The organism is Geomonas limicola (genome assembly GCF_014193675.1).
In the GTDB taxonomy this organism is placed as follows: Bacteria; Desulfobacterota; Desulfuromonadia; order Geobacterales; family Geobacteraceae; genus Geomonas; species Geomonas limicola.
In genome coordinates this window covers 399792-420483 of the sequence record NZ_BLXZ01000002.1, presented here as the reverse complement: position 1 = coordinate 420483, position 20692 = coordinate 399792, and the positions used below count along the sequence as shown (strand labels likewise).

The window sequence follows — 20692 nt, the reverse complement described above, 5'->3', positions numbered from 1 at the left end:
AATAAAAATTGGAAATATTCATGGATAACATAAGCATTGTTTATGAGGAGCGGCGGTGACCCTTACCCTGAGACAGTTGGAGATCTTCGAGAAAGTGGCGAGCTACGGGCATGTAACCCAGGCGAGCAGCGAGCTGTTGCTGACCCAGTCGGCGGTGAGCATGGCCATTGCCGAGTTGGAACGCCTGGCGGGAGCGCCGCTTTTCGAGCGCCAGGGGAGGCGCTTGATCCTGAACGACCGGGGTAGGGCGATCCTCCCCCAGGCGCGCGACGTCATCCAGCGGGTCCAGCAGATCGATCAATTCCTCAACGACTCTCTGGGCGAGCCGGTCGGCGTGTTGAGCGTCGGGGCCAGCACCACCATCGGCAACTACCTGCTCCCCGCAGTCGTGGGCGGTTTCGCCGCCCGCTACCCGCGAGCCAAGGTATTGCTCCAGGTGGCAAACGCCCAGCAGGTAGAGAGCGCCGTGGTCAGCGGCGAGTACGACCTGGGGCTCATCGAGGGGCCGGGGCATGACGATTCGCTCAACTCTTGCACCTGGAGGCAGGACGAACTTGTCGTGGTGGTGGGGAGAAACCACCCGTGGGCGCTGGCGGGGAAGGCCACGCAGGAACAACTGGAGCAGGCGGACTGGCTGATGCGGGAGAAAGGTTCAGGTACTCGTGAGATATTCGAGGCCGCCATGGCGAGGCGGGGTCTCAGCTTTTCCATCGCCATGGAGCTGGGCCACACCGAGGCGATCAAGAAGGCGGCCGAGGAAGGGTTAGGGGTAGGGTGCCTGTCACGGATCGCGGTGCAGCGCGAGCTGGAGCACGGCTGGCTGGTAGGCATCGAGTCACCGCTCGCTCTCAAACGCAGCCTGCGACTGCTCACCCGCCAAGCGAAGCCGACCAAACTCCTGCAGGCATTCCTCGACTGGCTGGACCCGGAAGAGTCGCTGCCTGCAGCCCGGGAGTAGCAAGAAACGCCGAGAAAATGGAAAGCTGCGCTGCTGTTGCCACAACGCACTGACGCTGCCATCACGTCCCCCACTTTGAAAAAGGGGGGGACAGGGGGGATTTGCTTTTCGCTGGTAAGCAAAAGCCAAAAAAAGAGGCCTGGGCAGTTAGCCCAGGCCTCTCATGCTTTAACCGAAAAACCAGCCTACTTCGTCTTCAAATACTCATCAATAGCGGCAGCAGCCTTCTTCCCGTCGCCCATGGCGAGGATGACCGTAGCGCCGCCCCTGACGATGTCGCCGCCGGCGAAGACGCCGGGGATGCTGGTCTCGCCGTTCTCCTTCGCCACGATATTCCCCCACTTGTTCAGCTCCAGGTCCGGAGCGGTGGCGGTCAACAGCGGGTTGGCGTTGGTGCCGACGGCATTGATGACCACGCCGGCGGAGAGCTCGAACTCGGAACCCTCGATGGGCTGCGGACGGCGGCGCCCGGAGGCATCCGCGGGTCCCAGTTCCATCTTCTGGCACTTGAGCGCACGCACCCAGCCGTCCTCCGACGCCAGGATCTCCAGCGGAGCGGTCAGCATGACGAATTCGACCCCTTCCTCTTTGGCGTGCTTGATCTCCTCGACGCGGGCCGGCATCTCTGCTTCGCTGCGCCGGTACACGATCATGGCGCGCTTCGCCCCGAGCCGTCGGGCGGTCCTCACGCAGTCCATGGCGGTGTTGCCGCCGCCGATTACGGCGACTTCGCTGCGCTTGATGATCGGCGTCGCGGCATCCTCTTTCCTGCCGGCCTCCATGAGGTTCACGCGGGTCAGGAATTCATTGGCGGCATAGACACCTTTCAGGTTTTCGCCGGGAATCCCCAGCATGGTCGGGAGCCCCGCACCGTTGGCCACGAAGACGGCGTCGAAATCCTCGCGCAGCTCGTCGATGGTGAGCGTTTTGCCGATGATCACGTTGCATTCGATGCTGACGCCCAGGTCGATGAGGTGGGCCACCTCGCGGTCGATGATGTCCTTGGGCAGCCGGAACTCGGGAATCCCGTAGCGCAGCACCCCGCCGGTGTCGTGCAGTGCCTCGAAGATGGTGACTGCGTGCCCTTTCTGGGCCAATTCGCCGGCAGCGGTGAGCCCTGCCGGGCCGCAGCCGACCACGGCCACGCTCTTGCCGGTCTTAGGGGCGCGCTGGTCAACCAGCAGCCGGTCCGGGTGGTTCATGGCCCAGTCTGCCACGTAACGCTCCAGGTAGCCGATCCCCACCGACTCCCCCTTCATGCCGCGCACGCAGAGCGCCTCGCACTGGGTCTCCTGCGGGCAGACCCGGCCGCAGACCGCCGGCAACGCGTTGTCGCCGCGCAGGATCTGCACCGAGCGGGGGAGATCGTCGCTGGCCAGGGCATCCAGGAACTCGGGGATCGAAACACCCACCGGGCACCCCGCCACGCAGGGGCGATGCTTGCACTGCAGGCAGCGCTTGGCCTCGTCCATCGCCTGGTCGCCGCTCAGCCCCAGGTTCACTTCCTCAAAATTCCTGCTCCGTTCATCGGCCGGCAGCTCGGGCATGTGGACCCGCTCGATGGCCAACCGTTCTTTCGGTGTCAACTTGTTGCTCATTAGGCTTCCTCCCTGCCCAGTTTGCACTCCGCTGCGAGGCAGGTGGCCTCTTCCTTGCGGTAGCTGGTGAGCCGGTCGCTCAGACCGTCGAAATCGACCAGGTGCGCGTCGAATTCCGGGCCGTCCACGCAGGCGAACTTGGTTTCGTTGCCGATCTGCACCCGGCAGCCGCCGCACATGCCGGTGCCGTCGATCATGATCGGGTTCAGGCTGACGATGGTCTCGATCCCCTTCTCACGGGTCAGATTGGCAACCGCCTTCATCATGGGGACCGGGCCTACCGCGAAAACAGCCTTGGGAGCCTTTTCCGGGTCAGCCAAAAGCTCGGAGAGGGGACCGGTCACGAACCCCTTGAAGCCGCGGCTGCCGTCTTCGGTGGTGACCAGGAACTCTTCGGAGAGCGGGGTCAGCTCGTTTTCCAGGATGATGTAGCGCTCCGAGCGGCCGCCGATAATGGTGGTGATCTGGTTACCGGCCTCGTGAAGCGCCTTCACCAGCGGGAAGAGTACTGCAGTCCCCACGCCGCCGCCGATGCAGGCCACCCGGCCCCAGTTGGTGATGTGGGTTTCCTTGCCCAAGGGGCCCGCGACGTCGCGAATGAAGCCGCCGGGCTGGGTCTGCACGATGCGGCGGGTCGAGGCGCCGATGGCCTGGATGAACAGCGTGATGGTCCCGGCGGCGGCATCGGCGTCACCGATGGTGAGCGGGATGCGCTCCTCGCCCTGCGCCAGGCGGACGATCACGAACTGTCCGGCCTTGCGGGCCTTGGCTATGCGTGGTGCCGACACCACCATCTTGTGGAGGTTCTCGGCGAGAACTTCGTTACTCAAGACTTCGAACATGGGTCACCTTCCTCTGGGTCGTATTCGGATCGAGGTCACTTCGTGATAAACCAACTGGGGTAGGCGCATCCTTGGGCCGTTTCCATTCAGGACGCTGTTGCGGGGGATCTTGCGGGAGCCGCACTGTCGAAGGTCAGCGTTGACCGGGAAGGATTTGACGATGCTTCCTGTTACCAGCCGATAGGATACCAGTCTCGAAAAAACGCGGCAATAGAGTATACGGCATCCTCGAACGGAAGGCGCACGCTAACCGGCTGAAACGAGGTGCAGAATTGGCAAAAGATAATGCAGGTGGGAGGGGTGTTTTGGAAAATCAGGCGGTCTTGGCGACACGGAAGGTGGCGCAGACGATGCCGGTCAGGATGAGTGCGATCCCCACGATGTGGAAGAGGTGCAAGGTCTCACCCAGGAAGGCCACGGCCAGCATGGTGCTGAAGGCGGGCATCAGGTGGATGAACTGACCGCCGACGTGGGCACCCACCCGTCGCAGCCCGATATTCCAGGTGGTGAAGGCGACGACCGAGGCGAGGATCCCCACGTAGGCGATGCTTAAAAGGGTAGGGGTGTTGGTGCTCATCAGGGCGCCGCTGTGGATCTCGAAGGCGTAGAACGGGACCAGGAAAAGGAGCCCGCTTATCGAGATGGAGAACAGGAAGACGAACGGGTTGAGCCCCTGCGGATAGCGGCGCAGTGCCACCGAGTAGAGCGCCCAGGCCACCGCCGCCAAAAGTACCAAAAGATCCCCGCGATTGAAGCTCAGCGTGCGGATCCGGGCCAGGTCCCCCTGCAGGATGATGGTGGCGACCCCGGCGAGCGAGAGCGCGATGCCCGCGTGCTGGCGCAGCGACACGGTCTGGCCGAAGATCAGCCGGGCGAACATGAGGATGAAGACCGGGATGGCCGAGTTCACCAGCGCCGCGTTGATCGCGGTGGTGCTGTGCATCGCGGTATAGATCAGGAAGTTGAAGAGGGTGACGCCGAAGAAACCGCAGATGCAGACGAGTTTCAGGTTGGCCCGTACCAGCGGCCATTCCTTGCGTAGGCGGGGGAGGACGATGGGGCAGAGCACGCAGATGGCCACCAGCCAGCGCCAGAAGACGAACCCGGCGGGCGGAATGGTGGCATTCATCGCCCGGCTCAGGACGAAGTTGCCGGACCAGATAAAGGCGCTTAGGGTGAGCAGCAGGTACGGCATCGGGGACTCTCTGGACAGATGATGGGCTGGAGGTTTCTCCCGCGGACAGGGAGGCACGTTCGCGCAAAGTCGGGCAGGTGTCAAGGTTAAAGTGGGAGGGATCCCGGAAGGTTGTAGTAATGGGAAATAGACTTTCCGACGCTGCAATAAAAAAAGCCACGCTTTCGCGTGGCTTTTTTTATTGGTCGCTGACCAGGGACCCCTAGAACTCCTGTGACATCGCCTTTACTTCGCGCGCGGTGAAAACCGGGCCGTCCTTGCAGACGTACACGTTCCCCACGTTGCAGCGGCCACACTTGCCGACGCCGCACTTCATGCGGTTTTCCAGTGTGGTGTAGATGGCGTCGTCGGCGAAGCCGAGGCGTTCCAGCACCGGCAGGGTGAACTTGATCATGATCGGGGGCCCGCAGACCAGGGCGATGGTGTTCTCCGCGCACGGTGCCGCCTCTTCGAGGACCGTGGGGACGAAGCCTACCTTCCCGTCGAAGTCGGGGCCGTTGCCGCCGGGATCCACGCACTTCACCAGCCGCACGTCCGAGCGCTCCTGCCACTCGGCCAGTTCACGCTTGTAGACCAGGTCCGCCTCCGAGCGCGCCCCGTAGACGATGGTGATGTCGCCGAACTTGTCGCGCAGGTCCAGGCAGTTCCAGATCACGGTGCGCAAGGGGGGGAGCGCGATGCCCCCGGCGATGAAGACCAGGTTCTTCCCGTAGAACTGCTCGATGGGGAACGAGTTGCCGTAGGGGCCGCGCACCCCCATGGTGTCGCCGACCTCGAGACGTCTCAGCGCCTCGGTGACCCGCCCCACGCTGCGGAAGCAGCACTCGATGTACCCCTTGCGGGTCGGAGCCGAGGCGATGCAGAAAGTCGACTCGCCCGATCCGAAAGCCGAGTACTCAGCGAACTGGCCGGCGCGGAAGGCGAAGTTCTCGCGGACCGCCTCGTCCTGGAAAACCAGGCGCAGCGTGCGGACGTCCGGCGTCTCGTCGACGATGGCTTCGATGGTGGCAAGGTGCGGCAGGTAGATGTTGTTCGATTGGCACATGGCATAAACCTTTAACAGGGATGAGTGGGAAAAGACAATGCTCTTAGAACAGGGATGAATGGGATAAAGGGGATGAAGACAAACTCCCAAGGTTTGGGGGTATCCCGTTAATCCCATTCATCCCTGTTAGTTCAGGTGCTAGTTTTATCCCTGTTGGGCCTTCTTGTTGATGGTGTCCAGAATCTCGGCGATGTCGATCCCCACCGGGCAGGCGCGGATGCATCTGCCGCAGCCGGTGCACAGGGTTTTCCCGAACTTGTCGTCGTAGTACTTGAACTTGTGCATGATCCGGTTGCGGTAGCGCTTGTTCTGGATGTCGCGCGGGTTGTGGCCCGAGGCGTGGTTGGTGAACTTGCTGAAACCGCAGGCGTCCCAGTGCTTGCGCCGGGTGCCGTTGTCCGGGTTCCCTTCGTCGTTGATGTCGAAGCAGTGGCAGGCCGGGCAGATGAAGGCGCAGGCGGCACACCCGACACAGATATCCGCAATGCTCTCCCAGAGCGGATCCTCGAAGTGCCCGTTCAACCACTCTTTGATCTTCGGCAGGTCCAGCTTACCCGTCGACTGGTCGGCGAAAGCAACCGGCTCGCCCGCGGCACCCTCGCTGAAGAGCCCGGCGTGCTTGTCGATCAGCGCCTGGCCTTTTTCGGTCACCGGTTCGCAGCGGAAGGAGCCTCCCAGCAGCGGGGTCAGGAACAGGTCGCTCCCTGCCTTGGCGTCCGGGGCGAGCCCTACCGCGGTACAGAAACAGGCGTCATCACCCTTGGTGCAGGCGATCCCCACGATGGTGCTTTTTCTGCGCCGCTCCAGGAAGAACTCGTCGTTGTAGTCCCAGGAGAACACCGCATCCAGGATCGAGGGGGATCCGGCATCGCAGGGGGGCGCGCCGATCAGCACGGTCTCGGGGAAGCGGGAACGGTCAATGTCGCGGACCTCCAGCTTGCCGTTTTCCCGCTTGAAGGTCAGGATGTCCTCGCAAACCGGGAAGTAGAGCTCCTTGGCAGAGCGACGGGGCAGCTCGTCCAGCGTCAGGTCGCTCCCCGCGGCGAGCGGCTGGTAGAGCACGACCGAGCCGGAGTGCTTGGGCCCCACCACCAGCGTGGCGCCCTTGACCAGGGCGTCGACGAGCGAGCGCAGATTCGTTTCGGTAATCAGTAGCGACATGGCAGTCTCGTGTCCTTTTACTTGATGAACGACTGGTCGTCGTCCTCCTGGTACCTGGTGAGCGGCCCTTTTTCCTGGGGGACCATGCTCGCCTCGTAGTCGTAGAGCTCCTTGAGTTCCATCGCCATGCGGCGGTTCAAAAGGTTGAGCGGGATATCCATCGGGCAGACCCGCTCGCATTCGGCACAGCCGCCGCAGCGACCGGCGAGGTGCATGGCGCGTACGATGTGCCAGGCGGTGTTGCCGGCCGGCCGCGGCGAGCTCTCCAGCGCCTGGGGCCGGTTCTTGTCGCACAGGCACTGCTCGCAGTAGCAAAACGGGCAAACCTGGCGGCAGGCCAGGCAGCGGATGCACTTGGAGAACTGCTCCTTCCAGTAGGCCCAGCGCTCTTCCGGGGTCAGCGCCTCGAGGCGCGCCAGCTCCTGGGCCTCCAGCGCCGTCAGCTGGGGAAGTTCCGGAAGCGTTCCCACCAAAAGGTCAACACCCTCGGGCTGGTGCACGGTGCACTCGCGGCACTTGCGGGCGATGCTCGCTTCGGTGAGGCCCCCCTTCCTGTCGCTGTTGGCCCCGAAAACACCGGCGCAGGCGATGCCGATGGTGTAGATGTCTTCCTTCTTCACCTGCGATTCGCCCATGAGGCCTGCCAGCGCGCGCAGGTCGCACCCCTTGGCGATGATCGCCACCTTCCCCTTTTTCAAAACCCCCTTCTTCGCCTTGGTGAGGTAGAGCGAGAGGTTGTTGACGCAGGCGGGCGAGAAGATGAGCTGCTGCGCCTGTTCCGGGGTGGTCACCAGTCCGGGAACGGCAGTCCCGATACGGCGCCCGGGCAGGTAGCCGACCACGGCGACCACGGCCTCCTCGGAGAGCAGTTTCACCGCCTCGGTGCGTATCGCGTCGGTGACCGCCTGGTAGTAGGAGGGGTCGATGCTGGCGACCCGGATCTTTTCAGCTTTAGCGTTCATATCTCGGCACCCTCGGCGTCGCAGCCCACAAGGCGTACAACGCGGGAAATTTCATCTCGCACAGCGTCAGGTGATGCTCTCGAAGGCCTCGCGCAGCTCGGGGGTGTTGAGCGCGCCCGACCACTGCTCTTCGTCCTCCAGGGCCTTGAACTCCTTCATGGGCCCCATGGCGCGCACCTTTTCGGTCAGTTCGGTGACCACCTCGACCCACTTCCCCCCTTCGGCCGCCGAGACCCAGGAGAACTGCAGCCGCTCCAGGTCGACCCCCACGAAGCCCAGGAGCGCGCGGAACGCGGCGAAGCGGCGCCGGGCGTGGAAGTTGCCGGCCATGTAGTGGCAGTCGCCGGGGTGGCACCCCGAGACCAGCACCCCGTCAGCCCCCTTCTGGAAGGCGCGCAGGATGAAGACCGGGTCGATGCGCCCGGTGCAGGGGAACTTCAGCACCCTCACGTTGGCAGGGTACTGCATGCGGCTGGTGCCGGCCAGGTCCGCCCCGGCGTAGGTGCACCAGGTGCAGACGAAGGCGACTATCTTGGGTTCAAAGTCGTGCTGGAGCTTTTCAGCGTGCATTGGAAATCCTCAGTGTGCGGCGCGTCCCGTCGGAAAAATCCGACTGATCCGACCGATCGGTCCGATCAGACACGCGCCGTCGATTTATAACGCCTCGATCATCGCCATGATCTGCTCGTCGGTGTAGCCGTCCAGCTCGACCGACTTCGACGGGCAGGTGGCCTGGCAGGTGCCGCAGCCGCCGCAGACCCCAGGGTTCACGCTTGCCACCACTTTCACCAGGTTCCCCTGGCGGTCCCTGATTTCCCGCTCTTCAACGGCGCCGTAGGGGCAGACCTTCTTGCAGGCCAGGCAACCGACGCAGTACTTCTCGTTCACCTTGGCCACTACCGGGTCGCGCTCCAGCTGGTCCTTGGCGAAAAGCGTCATCACCTTGGCCGCGGCGGCGGAGGCCTGCGAGACGGTATCCGGGATATCCTTGGGGCCCTGGCAGGCGCCGGCCAGGTAGATCCCCGCGGTGGCGCACTCGACCGGTTTCAGCTTGGCGTGCGCCTCGGAGTAGAAGTTGTACTTGTCGTAGGAGATCCCCAGTTTCTGGGCCAGGAGGTCGGCGCCGTCCTGCGCCTGCACCGCGGTCGCCATGACCACCAGGTCGGCCTCGATCTCGACCTGCACGCCGACCAGGGTGTCGCTCCCCATCACCACGATCTTGTCGCCGCGCTGGTACATGCGCGAGACCATCCCCCTGATGTAGACCGCCTCTTCCTCCTCCACGGCCCGGCGCCAGAACTCGTCGTACCCCTTGCCCGGGGTGCGCGCGTCCATGTAGAAGACGTAGGCCTGGCCGTCGTGCACCTTGTGGTGGTAGAGCATGGTGTGCTTCGCGGTGTACATGCAGCAGACCTTGGAGCAGTAGGAGATCCCCTTCTCGCGGGCGCGGCTCCCCACGCACTGGATGAAGACCACCTGCTTGGGCTCCTTGCCGTCGGAGGGGCGCAGGATCTTGCCGCCGGTCGGTCCGGAGGCCGAGGCGAGCCGCTCGAAGGTCATGCCGTCGATGATGTCGGGTATGGTGCCGTAGCCGAACTCGCCGTACCCCTGGATGGGGCTGTCTTCGGGCTGGCGCTCGATGGAGTAGAGCTTGAACCCGGTGGCGACCACGATGGCGCCCACCGGCTCCACGATCAGGGTATCCTGCTGCTCGAAGTCCACCGCGCCCGGGCCGCAGACCTTCTGGCAGACCCCGCACTTGCCGGACTGAAACATGGTGCAGTTCTGGCGGTCAATGACCGGGGTGTTGGGAACCGCCTGGGGGAAGGGGACGTAGATCGCGGTGCGCATCCCGTGCCCCTGGTCGAACTCGTTGGGGATCTTCTTCTTGGGGCACTTGGTCATGCAGACGCCGCAGCCGGTGCACTTCGACTCGTCCACCGAGCGCGCCTTCTTGCGCACCGTCACCTGGAAGTTGCCGATGTACCCCTCCACCTTCTCGATCTCGGCAAAGGTGTACAGGGTGATGTTCGGGTGGTTGGCGACGTCCACCATCTTGGGGGTCATGATGCACTGCGAGCAGTCCAGGGTCGGGAAGGTTTCGGAGAGCTGGGCCATGTGCCCGCCGATCGAGGGCTCGCGCTCCACCATGACCACCTGGTGTCCGGCGTCGGCGATGTCGAGCGCCGCCTGGATGCCGGCGATGCCGCCGCCGATGACCAGCGCCTTCTTGGTGACCGGGACGGTGATCGGGGCGAGCGATTTCCCCTTCTTGACCCGCTCCACCATGAGTTTCACGATGTCCGAGGCCTTGGCCGTCGCTTCTTCGCGGTCCTCGTGCACCCAGGAACAGTGCTCGCGGATGTTCCCCATCTCGCACAGGTAGGGGTTGAGCCCCGCGGCAGAGGCCGCCTTGCGGAAGGTCTTCTCGTGCATGCGCGGGCTGCAGGCCGCCACCAGGACGCCGTCCAGGTTATTGTCGGCCACCGCTTTCTTGAGCAGATTCTGACCCGGGTCGGAGCACATGTACTTGTAGTCGCAGGAGAACGCGACCCCCGGGATATCGCCCGCTTCCTTGGCGACCCGCTCCACATCCACCGTGCGCGAGATGTTCTCCCCGCAGTGGCACACAAAAACACCGATTCTGGACATAGGTTTCCTCTTAAAACCCTTGGCCGCGGATACTCACGGAAACCAAAGCGATAAAAGACAGGTTAACCCTTTGTTTCACCATGCTTTTTTGCCGTTGTTTCCGGATGGTTCCGCGTCCCAAGCCTTTGACCTTGTTAGAGAAGGTCTTTCTCGTTCAAAAGCGGCCGCGGGTCGACTATCACACTCTCCAGGCCGAGCTTGTCGGTGGGGACCCCCATGGCCAGCGCGGCCAGTTGGGTCACGTAGAAGATCGGCATCTCGCGGCGTGGGCCATCCTCGGAACCGGGGATGTAGTCCGAGCCGAAGATGTTCCCCATCAGCGACCCCTCGGGGGTGCCGTACTTGTTGATGCTTTCCTGGCGGATGTCCAGGTTGCCGTGGCACAAGGGGCAGGCGACCATGATGCAGTCGGCACCGGCTTCCTGGGCGGATTTCAGGATGGCATTGGAGAGCTTCAGCACCACGCCGGGGCGCGACAGGGTGAAGTTCGCGCCGCAACACTCCATGCGGTGGCTCCACTTGACCGGTTCGGCCCCCAGGGCGCGCAGGATGTCCTCCATGATGCTGGGATCCTCGCAGTCGTCCAGTTCGGGGACCTCGGGCGGCCGGGTCAACAGGCAGCCGTAGTAGGCGGCAACCTTGAGCCCCAGCAGCGGCTTCTTCACGCTCTCCTCGAGGCGGGCCAGGCCGAAGTCGCGGGCCAGGATCTCCAGGATGTGCTTCACGGGCTTGCCGAGGCTCGCCGGGCCGGCAATGGCGGTCTCCACCTGCTGGCGCTTGGTATCGTCTTCTTTCAGGTGGTGCTGGGTCGTTTTCAGCCGCGAGAAGCAGGCCGCGCAGGCAACCGCCAGGTCACCCTCCACCTGGTCTGCCAGGGAGAGGTTCTTGGCGCACAGGGAGAGCGAGAGGAGTTCGTCGACGTTGTGGGCCGGGGTCGCGCCGCAGCAAAACCAGTCCGGGACCTCCTTGAGCCCCAGGTTGAGCGCCTTGAAGAGCGCCTGGGTGGAGATGTCGTACTCCCGGCCGGAGGCGTGCAGCGAGCAGCCGGGATAATAGGAGTAATTCAGGAAGTTCTTCTTGCCAGGGGTCACAGCGCCTCTCCTTTTTTACGCATCTCCTCGATCCGGTTGAAGATCGCCTCGATCTCGGGGAGGTTCTTGTTCTTTTGGTGGAAGAGTTTCATCTTGCCGCGCGACAAAAGCTTGGGGCCCAGCATCAGGTCCTTCAAGAACTGGCCGCTCTTCATGTTGAAGGCGGCGCCCAGCCTCAGCTCGTACTGGCGGCCGTAGGTGCGGATGTTCTCGATGAACAGGCGGTTGGCGAGCTGCACGTAGCTCTCCTTGGAGGGACCGTCGGCGTCCCAGGAGAGTTTCCGCAAGGCATCCATGATGGCGGCGAGATTCACCTTGTTGGGGCAGCGGGTGGTGCAGGTCTCGCAGGAGGCGCAGTACCAGATGGAGCGGCCGGCGAGAACGCGTGCGCCCTGTCCCAGTTGCAGGAGCCGAACCACGCGGTTGGGCGGGTGCTCCATAAATGCGGTCATGGGGCAACCCGCAGAGCACTTGCCGCACTGGAAGCAGCGGCGCACCGACGTGCCGGAGAGGGCCTCCACCTTCTTCACGAAACCGACGTTCATGGTCTCGTTGGAGAGGTGCATCAACTTGTTTTTCACGGGCAGACCTCGCGATTGGGAGTTAATCGTTGAGGGCGAAAGGCTGGCGCTTGCGGAGGGGAGGTCAGGCGCCGGTGCCTGCGCTAGAGTACAAAAGCTATAATGAAGCGGCTAAATCATACGCTCATTGAAAACAAAAAAGCAACAGATCCTTGGCACACAACTCGCTTTGATGAGAACGACGTTTTATTTTGGCTCTAGTTTGCCGGTTCGCGCAGGGTGCTCGGGAGCACGGGGTGGTTTCGGGCAGAATATAAGCCATTTTAAAACAAAAAAGCAAGCATAACTTTTCATGGGAAGTAGCTGAAAGTTAATGTTTTTTGCCGCCTGCAGCCAAAATGAGGGCCTTCAGGTGCTCTCCGAGTGTTCGAAAAATGCCGATAATCCTCGATTTTTTAAAACAAAGCGCCCCTCGAAGAGCATTACCTTCAAAGTGGCTGATCTTGAATGATTTGTGCTCGAATGACAGGTTGCCGGGGTGGACGGGAAGGGGGCTGGCCGGGTGGGTGCTTGAGGCCCGGTTTACGCCATTTTAAAACAAAAAGGAGGCTTGGCCGGAACTGGCAAAAGCTTTGACAGGCCTGACGAAATAGCATACATGTAACGGTGGTCCAATCCCCCTCGAGGTGCGTGCTATCACACAACTTAGCCGTCTTTCCACATACATGCGGACCTGCTGGGGTGCCTACTGCCTGGGCGTTTTGCTCCTGGTCGGCACCAATGCCTGCGGGCTCGCCATCCCCTGGCTCATGAAGCTTGCCATCGAGGGGCTGCAGCACGCCACCCCCAGCTCGCTCACCCCGGCGCAGTACGGTGCCCTGATCGCGGCCGCCGCGCTCGTCCAGGGGGTGGTGCGCGTCTACTCCCGCACCACCATGCTGAACGCCGGGCGCCGCATCGAGTTTCTCTTGCGCGAGGACCTCTACCACCAGCTTTTGACGCTGGATCGTCCCTACTTCTCCGCCTGGCGCACCGGCGACATCCTTTCCCGGCTGGCCAACGACCTCACCAACGTGAGGATGCTCCTGGGTTTCGGGGTCTTAAGCCTCTTCAATACCGTCATCGTCTACAGCGCGGCCGTCTTCCTGATGACCCGTATCTCGCCGTTTCTCACCCTCTGCGCCATCGCCCCCTTCCCGGTCATGGTCTACATCGTGAAGCAGATGAGCGCCTCCATGTTCCGCCGCTCCAAGAAGATGCAGGAGGCCCTGTCGCGGCTCACCAGCAGCGTCGAAGAAAACGTCTCCGCGGCAGCCGTGGTCAAGGCCTACTGTCGGGAAGAGGGTGAGGTGGCGAGCTTCCGCGAGGTCTGCGGGAGCTACCTGGACGCCAGCATGGGCGTCGCCAAGCTGCGCGGCTGGATGCTACCGGTCATGGCGGCGACCGGAGCCCTGGGTACCCTGGTGGTCCTCTTCGTCGGGGGCAACATGGTGGTGCACCGGGAGCTCACCCTGGGCGGTTTCGTGGCCTTCAACGGCTACCTCGCCATGCTGGTCTGGCCGACCATCATGTTCGGCTGGATCCTGAACATGCTGCAGCGCGGTGCGGCTTCCATGGCGCGGCTCGGGGAGATTCTCAACGCTCACCCGGTAGTGACCGACCCGGCGGAGCCGGCTGCGGATGCCGTCATCGAGGGTGAGATCGAGTTCCGCAGCCTGGAGTTTTCCTATGGCGAGCTTCCCATGCTGCGCGGCATCGACCTGAAGATCCCCAAGGGGGCCCGGATCGGTATCGTGGGGGTGGTGGGGAGCGGCAAGTCTACCCTGGTGCGGCTCATCCCGCGGCTGTTCCCGGTGCCCGACGGGCACATCTTCCTGGACGGGGTGGAGCTGAACCGGATTCCGCTGGCTACCCTGCGTGCCGCGATCGGTTTCGTGCCCCAGGAGAGCTTTCTGTTTTCCCGCAGCATCGGCGACAACATCGCCTACGGAAAGCCCGATGCCACCCGCCAGGAGGTGGAGCGCGCGGCGCAGATCGCCGGCCTTGCCGGGGACATCGCCCGGTTCCCGGACGGCTACGACACCCTGGTCGGTGAGCGCGGCGTGGCGCTTTCCGGTGGTCAGAAGCAGCGTGTGGCGATTGCCCGGGCCCTCATCAAGGAGCCCAGGATCCTGATACTGGACGATCCGCTCTCCGCCGTCGACGCCGACACCGAGGAAGAGATCCTCAGTGCCCTTTCCGCCTACTATGGTGAGCGTAGCGTCCTCATCGTCTCGCACCGGCTCTCCCCGCTGCGTGGCTGTGACCGGATCCTGGTGCTGGAGGCAGGTGCCATTGCGGAGCAGGGGAGTCACGAAGAGCTCCTGGCGCTGGGCGGCCGCTACGCGGCCATCCACCGCGAAGAGCAGCTGAAGGCGGAGATCGAGAAGCTGTAATAGATCCGAGCGCGATGCGCTCGGCAGCAAGACCAACGGGACACCCATGCACTTTGGCGGCATTTACGAAGATGAAGTAGTCGGCAAGATGTACGACCGGAAGCTTATGCGGCGCTTCGTCCGGTACATCGCGCCCTACCGGCGCCTGATTGGCGTGGTGCTGGTCATGCTGCCGATCATGGCGGTGACCAAGCTCGCCCAGCCCTGGCTCCTGAAAACCGCCATCGACAACCACATCGTCACCGGGAAACTCGAGGGACTCCCCCTTTTGGCCGCCGGTTTCCTGGGGCTCATCTTCGCCGAGTCGGCGGTCACCTTCGTCGAGGTCTACCTGCTGCAGTACGTCGGGCAGAAGGTGATGTACGACATCCGCATCGAGCTCTTCTCCCACATCCAGCGCCTGTCGGCCCGCTTCTTCGACCAGACGCCGGTGGGAAGCCTGGTCTCGCGGCTCACCAGCGATATCGAGGTCCTGGGCGAGATGTTCGCCGCGGGCATCGTCACCATCGTGGGGGACGTCATGGTCCTCGCCGGGATCGTGGGGATCATGCTCTGGATGAACGTCAAGCTCTCCCTGGTCACCTTCTCGGTGCTGCCGCTTCTGATCTGGGTCGCCTTCACCTTCCGCAACTGGATGCGCGTCGCCTTCCGGCAGGTCAGGGCCCGTCTGGGGAACCTGAGCGCCTTTCTCGCCGAGAGCCTGGGGGGGATGATGGTGGTGCAGCTCTTCAACCGGGAGCGCGACGAGGCCCGCGAGTTCCGGCGCTTGAACGAGTCCTACCGCGACGCCAACCTACCGGTAATCACCTGGGACGCCGCACTCTACGCCGTGGTGGAAACGCTCTCCTCGGTTGCGGTGGCGCTCATCATCTGGTACGGCGGTGGCGAGATCGTCAAGGGGACCCTCTCCTTCGGCGCGCTGGTCGCCTTCATACAGTACATCGAGCGTTTCTTCTCGCCGATCCGGGACCTCTCCGCCAAGTATTCGGTGATGCAGGGGGCGATGGCGTCGCTCGAGCGCATCTTCGGCCTTCTGGACAAGAAGGAAGAGGAGCAGGAGCCGGCGCAGTTGCTTGACCCACCCCCGCAAATGGCACCGGTTGCCGCGGCAAGCGGCAGGCGCACCCCGGGGAGCATCTCCTTCAGGGAACTCTGGTTCGCCTACCACAACGAGGACTACGTGCTCAAGGGGTTCTCGCTGGAGGTGAAAAGCGGCGAGAAGGTCGCCCTGGTCGGCGAGACGGGGGGCGGCAAAACCACCGTCACCCGGCTTTTGTCGCGGCTCTACGAGATCAACTGCGGCTCCATCAGTATCGACGGTACCGACATCCGGGAGATGAGCCTGCAGGCGCTGCGCTCCCGAATCGGCGTGGTGCTCCAGGACCCCTACCTCTTCACCGGCACTATCGCCTACAACATCTCCCTGGGAGATCCGGAGGCCGCCAAGCGCGTGGAGCGCGCGGCTGCGGTGGTGGGGGCGGACCGCTTCATCAAACTGCTCCCCAAGGGGTTCGACGAGGAGGTGCGCGAACGGGGCGGGAACTTCTCCGCAGGGGAGCGTCAGCTGATCTCCTTTGCCCGGGCCGTCGCCTTCGACCCCGAGATCCTGGTCCTGGACGAGGCTACGGCCAGCGTCGACCCGGCCAGCGAGCGGCTGATCCAGCAGGGGCTCGAGGGGCTCATGGAGGGGCGTACCACGCTCGTGGTGGCGCACCGGCTCTCCACCATCCGCGACGCGGACCGGATCGTGGTGATTCACCGGGGTGAGAAAGCCGAAGAAGGGACCCACGCCGAACTCATGGCCGCCAAAGGCCTCTACTACCGGCTTTACCAGCTGCAGTTCAAAGAATGACCTCCAGCACCTGGCTACGGCAACCCTTGCCGCGCCCTCGAAGAGGGGGGCGAACATTACGGGTTGCCTTGTATGCGGTTTTTTGGATATAACCGGGGTGCCCTTTCGTCCCTTGTGTCCTTTTCGTCTATAAAGTCCCTTGTACCACCCAGTTTTAGGAGCCCCACTACATGAAACACCTCATCCTCGGCACCGCCGGCCACATCGACCACGGCAAGACCTCGCTGGTCAAGGTCCTTACCGGCATCGACACCGACCGTCTCAAGGAAGAGAAGGCGCGCGGCATCACCATTGAACTCGGCTTCGCCCACCTGGAACTCTCCGGCGACCTGCGCTTCGGCATCGTCGACGTCCCCGGCCACGAGCGCTTCGTGCGCACCATGGTGGCCGGGGTGGGGGGCATGGACCTGGTGCTCCTGGTGATCGCGGCGGACGAGGGGATCATGCCCCAGACCCGCGAGCACCTGGAGATCTGTTCGCTCCTGGGCGTTAAGCGCGGCATCGTGGTGCTGACCAAGAAGGACATGGTAGACCCGGACTGGCTCGACCTGGTGACCGAGGAGGTGCGCGACTACCTCGCCGAAAGCTTTCTCGCACAAGCCCCCATTGTCGCGGTCTCCTCGAGGACCGGCGACGGCATCCCGGCTCTCAAAGAAGAACTTGCCCGGCAGGCGGGACTCATCGAGCAGAAACGGGTGGATGCCCCCTTCCGCCTCCCGGTGGACCGGGTCTTCACCGTGACCGGCTTCGGCACGGTAGTTACGGGAACCCTCCTCGCGGGCTCGATTGCCGTGGGGGACGAGGTCGAGGTGCTGCCGGCGGGAAAGGGGTGCCGCGTGCGCGGGGTGCAGTCCTTCGGCGCCAAGGTGGAGCGCGGAGGCGCGGGCGAGCGGCTCGCGGTGAACCTGCAGGGGGTGGATCACACCGAGGTGCAGCGCGGCGACGTGGTGGTCCCGAAGGGGCTCTACCGGCCGACCAGGGCGGTGGACGTCCGTCTCGACTACCTCGCCTCGGCGCCCAAGGACCTGAAGCACCGTGCCACCCTGCGCCTGCACTCGGCGACCTACGAGGTGCCGGCGCAGGTGATCCTCTTCGACCGCGACCTGTTGAAGCCCGGCGAGAGCTGCTACGCCCAGCTCAGGCTCGCCCACCCGGTGCTCCTGTTGCCCGGCGACCCCTTCGTGGTGCGCACCTACTCCCCCCAGGCCACCCTGGGCGGCGGCACGGTGCTCGACCCGGGGCCGCCGCGGCGCAGAAGGCGCAGCTCCGAGGCGCTCGAACTCCTGACGGCTGCCGAAGAGGGGAGCGACCAGGAGAAAATCCGCCTCATGGTGGAGTCCTCGCTCTTCTCGGGTCTCTCCCTCGAGGAACTGCTGAACCGCTCCGGTATGTCCGCCAAGAAGATCGACGCCGCCCTCGGGCCGCTGCTCTCTTCCGGGGCGGTGCTCCAGGTGGTGAAGGAACCGCGCATCTTCCTGGGGAGAGAGGCCTTTGCCGCCCTGAAACAGAAGCTCTCCGACGAGCTGGCGAGCTACCTCAATGACAACCCGATGCAGGAGGGGATCGGCAAGGAGGAGCTCAAATCCCGGATCCCCAAGAGAAGCGACGCGCGCTTCTTCGGCCCGCTCCTGGCCAGCATGGAGAAGGACGGTTCAGCCCAGTCCGACCGCGACATCGTGAAGCTCCCCGGGCGCAAAATCGGCGTCACCGTGGACCAGGCCGGTGTCCAGGCGAAACTCGAGGAGCTCCTCAAAAAGGCCTGGCTGGAGCCGCCGACCCTGAAGGAGCTCTGCGATCAGCTCGGCTGCACCGAAAAGCAGCTCCTCGACCACGCTAACCTCCTGGTGCGCGAGGGGAGGGCGGCCAAGATCAAGAGCGATATCTTCTATGCCCCCGGGGCCCTCCAGGAGCTGCGCGAAAAACTCACCGCCTACCTCAAGGAAAAGGGGGAGATCACCCCGCCCGAGTTCCGGGATATTACCGGCCTGTCCCGCAAGTTCATGATTCCGCTTTTGGAATTCTTCGACCAGGAAAAGCTCACCATCCGCATGGGCGACAAGCGCGTGCTCAGAAGGGGCTAACAGCCCCTCTTTGCGACCCTGATTCCCACGCTCCGGCGTGGGAACCCTCCCAGCTATCAAGAGGGACCAACTCTCCCTCGCCCTCCGGGAGAGGGTAGGGGTGAGGGCTGTGCCATCTACTGACGAATCTTCCCGTAACATGACGACACCCCCCGGCCCGCTTCCGTCTCCCCTGCAATCCTGCCTCCCCTATCGACGAACACGATAGCACCGCTGCCCCACAATCGGAGTGAACGATCATTCGCTCTCGGGCCTGCTCTTTCTTCCGACAACACGCCTCTCGTTGCCCCCTCCTGCAAGTTTTCCTAAGAATATCAGGGTTGACAAAGGAGTGAAAACGGCGTAGTGCTGAAAATCTACTGAACGAGTGTTCATTCACTCAAGGGTATAAGGGGGTACTGCAAACATGTCTAACTGCTGTGACAAGCGTGAGGAGATCTTCCGCGCCGCGCTCGAGTTGATTGCGGAGCAGGGGTTTCACGGCGCGCCCATGGCGATGATCGCCGAGCGGGCCGGGGTGGCCGCGGGGACCATCTACCGCTATTTCGAGAACAAGGACGCGCTCATCGTTGACCTGTTCCACGAGATCGACGACAAGATCGGTGCTGTGATCATGCAGGACTACCAGCAAGCCAAGCCTTTGAGGGAGCGCTTCCACCATATCTTCACCACCCTCGCGCGCTATTTCGTGAAGCACCCGCTGCATTTCCGCTACATCGAGCAGTTCCACAACTCCCCCTACGGGGTCGAGTTCAAGAGGGACATCCTGCAGCGGAAAACGGGGGACTGCCACATCTACCGCGACCTTTTGGAAGAGGGGGTGGCCCAACAGGTCATCAAGGACCTCCCGATGCCCATTCTGTTCGCCCTGGCCTTCGGCCCCTTGAAGGTCGTGGTGCGGGACCACATCCTGGGATTCGTCGCTCTGGAGGACGAGCTTATCGACAAGCTCATGGCGGCGTGCTGGGACGGCATCAGGAGATAGGATTCACACCATTCAATCGTGGGGTACCGCTCGCGGAGCCCCCTCAATCAACGAAGTACGAGGTGTTGCATGCAAGTAAGGACGAGCTTAAAACTCATTGGCACTGTGGGACTCATCGCTGGCAGCTTGCTGGTCACGGGTTGTGAAAAGAAACCGGCTACTGCGGCAGCTCCCGGCCCCGCCGGCCCGCCCGAGGTGGGAGTGCTCGAGATCAAGCCGCAGCGCGTGGCGCTCACCAGTGAACTCTCCGGCCGTACCGCACCGCAGCTGAGCGCCGAGGTGCGCCCGCAGGTCAACGGCATCATCAAGAAGCGTGTCTTCACCGAAGGGACCGACGTAACCGCCGGCCAGGTGCTCTACCAGATCGACCCGGCCACCTACCAGGCCGCCTACGACAGCGCCCGGGCCTCGCAGGCCCGCGCCGAGGCGACCCTGGGTACCCTGAAGCTGAAGGAGGAGCGCTACCGCGACCTGGTGAAGATCAAGGCGGTAAGCCAGCAGGATTACGACGACGTGCACGCCTCGCTGAAGCAGAGCGAGGCCGATGTCGCCGCCGCCAAGGCCGCCGTGGAGGTCGCCCGCATCAACCTGGGCTACACCAAGGTGACCGCCCCGATCTCCGGGCGCATCGGGCGCTCGGCGGTGACCGACGGCGCCCTGGTGACGGCGAGCCAGGCAACACCGCTCGCCATCATCCAGGGACTCAGCTCGATGTACGTGGACGTGACCCAGTCCACCTCGGACCTTTTGAGGCTGCGCCAGAACCTGGCCAACGGCATCCTGAAGAAGGACGGGGCGGGCCAGGCCAGGGTGAAGCTGCTCCTGGAAGACGGTACCCCCTATCCGCTCACCGGCACCCTCAAGTTCTCCGAGGTGACCGTGGACCAGAGCACGGGGTCGGTCACCCTGCGCGCCGTGTTCCCCAACCCGAAGCAGGCCCTCCTGCCGGGGATGTTCGTGCGCGCCCAGATCGAGGAAGGGGTGAACGATGCCGCCATCCTGGTGCCGCAGCGCGGCGTGAACCGTAATCCCAAGGGCGAGGCCGTCGTGATGACGGTGGGTGCCGGCGAGAAGGTGGAGCCGCGCGTCGTCAAGGTGGTGCGGACCGTGGGGGACAACTGGCTGGTGAGCGAGGGACTCAAGGCAGGCGACCGCGTGATCCTGGACGGGCTGCAGAAGGCCAAGCCGGGCACCCCGGTGAAGGCTGTCCCCTTCAGCGCGGCAGCCGCCACCCCCGCCGCCGGGGCGGCCCAACCCGCCGCAGCCGCGGCACCGGCCACCCAGCCCGCAGCAGCAAAGAAATAAAGGAGAATC

Annotated in this window: 16 protein-coding genes; 6 read left to right on the top strand and 10 right to left on the bottom strand. The window is 63.6% G+C overall.

Annotation, left to right across the window (positions count from 1 at the left end):
• The first annotated feature begins 55 nt into the window (after nt 1-55).
• Nucleotides 56-958 carry a LysR substrate-binding domain-containing protein gene (locus H7688_RS05625; RefSeq protein WP_183360082.1) on the top strand — a complete coding sequence of 301 codons (903 nt, stop codon included), beginning with the start codon at nt 56-58 and terminating at the stop codon, nt 956-958.
• A gap of 185 nt (nt 959-1143) precedes the next feature.
• Here the strand turns inward: H7688_RS05625 and gltA are convergent, their stop codons facing one another.
• From gltA to H7688_RS05575, 10 genes are all read right to left on the bottom strand, one after another.
• Nucleotides 1144-2556, bottom strand: coding sequence for an NADPH-dependent glutamate synthase (gene gltA, locus H7688_RS05620; protein WP_183360081.1), 1413 nt, complete (start codon nt 2554-2556; stop codon nt 1144-1146).
• Entirely contained in the window at nt 2556-3398 is an 843-nt protein-coding gene (locus H7688_RS05615) for a sulfide/dihydroorotate dehydrogenase-like FAD/NAD-binding protein (protein WP_183360080.1), read from the bottom strand. Before H7688_RS05615 ends, gltA begins: the two co-directional genes overlap by 1 nt.
• Nucleotides 3399-3711: 313 nt before the next feature.
• Nucleotides 3712-4593 carry a DMT family transporter gene (locus tag H7688_RS05610; RefSeq protein WP_183360079.1) on the bottom strand — a complete coding sequence of 294 codons (882 nt, stop codon included), beginning with the start codon at nt 4591-4593 and terminating at the stop codon, nt 3712-3714.
• Between the two features lie 202 nt (nt 4594-4795).
• The gene (locus H7688_RS05605) at nt 4796-5638 is read right to left on the bottom strand and encodes an FAD/NAD(P)-binding protein (protein ID WP_183360078.1); all 843 of its coding nucleotides are present in this window, start codon (nt 5636-5638) and stop codon (nt 4796-4798) included.
• A 144-nt stretch (nt 5639-5782) separates the two neighbouring features.
• Complete coding sequence (locus H7688_RS05600; RefSeq protein ID WP_183360077.1) at nt 5783-6799, bottom strand: 4Fe-4S dicluster domain-containing protein; 1017 nt, start codon at nt 6797-6799, stop codon at nt 5783-5785.
• Nucleotides 6800-6816: 17 nt separating this feature from the next.
• Nucleotides 6817-7761, bottom strand: a complete 945-nt coding sequence (locus H7688_RS05595; RefSeq protein WP_183360076.1) for a 4Fe-4S dicluster domain-containing protein — start codon at nt 7759-7761, stop codon at nt 6817-6819.
• Between the two features lie 66 nt (nt 7762-7827).
• The gene (locus H7688_RS05590) at nt 7828-8331 is read right to left on the bottom strand and encodes a hydrogenase iron-sulfur subunit (RefSeq protein WP_183360075.1); all 504 of its coding nucleotides are present in this window, start codon (nt 8329-8331) and stop codon (nt 7828-7830) included.
• An 84-nt stretch (nt 8332-8415) separates the two neighbouring features.
• Complete coding sequence (locus tag H7688_RS05585) at nt 8416-10413, bottom strand: CoB--CoM heterodisulfide reductase iron-sulfur subunit A family protein (RefSeq protein ID WP_183360074.1); 1998 nt, start codon at nt 10411-10413, stop codon at nt 8416-8418.
• A 134-nt stretch (nt 10414-10547) separates the two neighbouring features.
• Nucleotides 10548-11504 carry a CoB--CoM heterodisulfide reductase iron-sulfur subunit B family protein gene (locus tag H7688_RS05580; RefSeq protein ID WP_183360073.1) on the bottom strand — a complete coding sequence of 319 codons (957 nt, stop codon included), beginning with the start codon at nt 11502-11504 and terminating at the stop codon, nt 10548-10550.
• Entirely contained in the window at nt 11501-12085 is a 585-nt protein-coding gene (locus tag H7688_RS05575; RefSeq protein ID WP_183360072.1) for a 4Fe-4S dicluster domain-containing protein, read from the bottom strand. Before H7688_RS05575 ends, H7688_RS05580 begins: the two co-directional genes overlap by 4 nt.
• 665 nt (nt 12086-12750) lie before the next feature.
• Between H7688_RS05575 and H7688_RS05570 the strand changes: the two genes are divergently transcribed.
• The 5 genes from H7688_RS05570 (at nt 12751) to H7688_RS05550 (ending at nt 20683) form a co-directional block, all read left to right on the top strand.
• Nucleotides 12751-14460: an ABC transporter ATP-binding protein gene (locus H7688_RS05570; RefSeq protein WP_183360071.1), complete on the top strand. Its 1710-nt coding sequence runs from the start codon at nt 12751-12753 to the stop codon at nt 14458-14460.
• Between the two features lie 46 nt (nt 14461-14506).
• A complete protein-coding gene (locus H7688_RS05565; protein ID WP_183360070.1) occupies nt 14507-16312 on the top strand; it encodes an ABC transporter ATP-binding protein in 1806 nt (601 codons plus the stop codon).
• Nucleotides 16313-16482: 170 nt separating this feature from the next.
• A complete protein-coding gene (gene selB, locus H7688_RS05560) occupies nt 16483-18393 on the top strand; it encodes a selenocysteine-specific translation elongation factor (protein ID WP_183360069.1) in 1911 nt (636 codons plus the stop codon).
• A gap of 406 nt (nt 18394-18799) precedes the next feature.
• Entirely contained in the window at nt 18800-19378 is a 579-nt protein-coding gene (locus tag H7688_RS05555) for a TetR/AcrR family transcriptional regulator (protein WP_183360068.1), read from the top strand.
• A gap of 69 nt (nt 19379-19447) precedes the next feature.
• Entirely contained in the window at nt 19448-20683 is a 1236-nt protein-coding gene (locus tag H7688_RS05550) for an efflux RND transporter periplasmic adaptor subunit (RefSeq protein WP_183360067.1), read from the top strand.
• The last annotated feature ends 9 nt before the right edge of the window (nt 20684-20692 follow it).